Annotated in this window: 2 protein-coding genes; both read right to left on the bottom strand. The window is 70.6% G+C overall.

The window, feature by feature from the left end; all coding sequences use genetic code 11:
- Nucleotides 1-214 precede the first annotated feature (214 nt).
- Nucleotides 215-823: a 5-(carboxyamino)imidazole ribonucleotide mutase gene (gene purE / locus B9G38_RS16145; protein WP_086221056.1), complete on the bottom strand. Its 609-nt coding sequence runs from the start codon at nt 821-823 to the stop codon at nt 215-217.
- 282 nt (nt 824-1,105) lie between these two features.
- Entirely contained in the window at nt 1,106-2,287 is a 1,182-nt protein-coding gene (locus B9G38_RS16150; RefSeq protein ID WP_086221057.1) for a 5-(carboxyamino)imidazole ribonucleotide synthase, read from the bottom strand.
- Between the last annotated feature and the right edge of the window lie 47 nt (nt 2,288-2,334).

Consider the following 2,334-nt stretch of genomic DNA (forward strand, 5'->3'; position numbering starts at 1 on the left):
CGCTATCGGGATGAGCAGGCCGACGACCGCCAAGGCGCCAATCGCTATCCAATCGCTCATATAGGTCTCCGTAACGTGCTGGGGTTTGGACCGCCCCCTCATAAGCGTTGAGTCTTGTGCGTCCCCGGGCCTGCGGGCCGGTATCTACGGTTTACGGCGGAAAACGGAAGTACGCCGGTGGCCGCCGACGGAAGCGGGGACCGAACACGTTCCGCTACCGCTCGCGGAACCCGTCGATACCGCGGTCGTGGAGGTCGGCGGAGACGTCCGCGACGCCCCCCTTCTGGTCCTCGTGGAGATCGACCAGCCGCTCCTCGATCGCGTCGTGCTCCCGCGCGAGCACCTGCGCGGCCGACAGCGCCGCGTTGTACGACTTCCCGGCGTCGACGGCGACGATCGGCGCCCCGGTCGGCATCCCGATGACGGAGTCGACCGACTTCTCCTGGACCGGCACGCCGATCACGGGCACCGGGTAGGCGATCGACGCGGTCATGTTCGGCAGGTCGGCGGACTTCCCGCCGGCGCCGGCGATAATCACGTCGAGCCCGCGCTCGGTCGCCGTCTCGCCGTACGCGTACATCAGCTCCGGCGTCCGGTGCGCGGAGACGACGTAGCTCTCGTAGGTGAACCGGGCGTCCGGCGCCTCGGCGAAGCCGGTCTGCTCCGCGAAGCCGAGGTCGTCGAGCGCCGCGTAGGCGTCCTCCATGACGGGCAAGTCCGAGTCGGAGCCCATGACGATCCCCACGTCGGGGGTGGTCGCCGGGTCGGCGTCGGCCGCCGCCTCCGATTCCAGCCGGTCGATCAGGTCGTCCACCGTGGTCATGGACCGAGGTTCGGCGGAGAGCGGTAAGGAAGTGCCGGATGCGGCGACTACGCAGATTAGTGGGTAGCCGGGGGTGCTGTCGCGGTCGAAACCGCCGAAGTCCCATCCCGCACCGCACGGCACCGCAGCCTCACGCCTCCCCAGCCTCGTCTCTGGCCCCTCCGCTTCGCTCCGGGGCCAGCGACTCCCTCGCGCGGTGCCGCTCACGGCCGCCAAGGCGGCCGTTCGCGGGCACGCGCCACCGCAGTTTGTTTATAAACGGTCGTCGACGTTGCCGAGAATCTACGCGTTCCGGAACGTCAGTCCGTCTCTGAGCTCCCGCGCCCGAGAGAGCAGCGCGTCGCGGTCGGTCTCGCCGTCGCCCGGCGAGTCCGCCCCCCGTTCCGTCACCGTCAGGTGGCCCATCTTCCGGAGCGGGTACACGTCGTCTTTGCCGTACCAGTGGAGGTCGGCGTCGGGCGCCGCGAACGCTTCCCTGACGCCGGACAGCGTCGCCATCTCCCGCTCGTCCACGTCGCCGAGCACGTTCGCCGTGACCGCGGGCGCGACGAGGTCGGTCGGGCCGAGCGGCCACCCGAGGACGGCGCGGACGTGGTTCTCGAACTGCGAGGTGCGCGCGCCCTCGATCGTCCAGTGGCCGGAGTTGTGCGGGCGCGGCGCGATCTCGTTCACCGACACCTCGCCCTCCTTCGTCTCGAACAGCTCGATCCCGAAGACGCCGCGCCCGTCGAGGACGTCGAGCACGTCGCGCGCGACCGACTCCGCCTCTGCGACGACCGCGTCGCCGGCCCGGGCCGGGCTGACGCTCTCACGGAGGATCTCCTCGCGGTGAATCGTCTCCGTGACGGGGTAGGTGCGCGTCTCGCCGTCCGCGCCCTTCAGGCCCATCACGGCGATCTCGCGCTCGAAGTCGAGGAGCTCCTCGGCCATCGCGGCGCCGCCGATAGCGTCGAGCGCGTCGGCCGCGTCGTCGACGGTCTCCACCGGGACGTTCCCGCGGCCGTCGTAGCCGCCCTCGCGGGCCTTCAGCATGACGCCGCCGAACTCCTCGACGACGCGTTCGAGCCCGTCCGCGGTCGCGACCGCGACGAACTCGGGGACGGGGATCCCGGCGTCGGCGAGCGCCTCCTTCTGGACGAGCTTGTCCTGTATCGTCTCCAGCGTGGCCGGGTCGGGGTGGACCGGTACGCCGCGCTCCTCGCTCGCGGCCGCGAGGACGTCCGGGTCCGCGAGTTCGATCTCGAAGGTCAGGGCGTCGACGCGGGCGGCGAGCTCGTCGATCGCGTCCGCGTCGTCGAAGTCCGCGACGATCTGGTCGGCCGCGACGGGAGCGGCCGGACAGTCTGGCGTCGGGTCTAACACGACCAGATCGACGCCGAGCGGCGCGGCGGCCTCGGCCAGCATCCGGCCCAGCTGTCCGCCGCCGACGACGCCGAGCGTCGGCCCCGGAAGAGTGATCGACATGTGCGCGTCGGTACTGGACAGAGCTGAATAAGTATTACCAAAGGAAC

The organism is Halorubrum sp. SD612, from assembly GCF_002135005.1.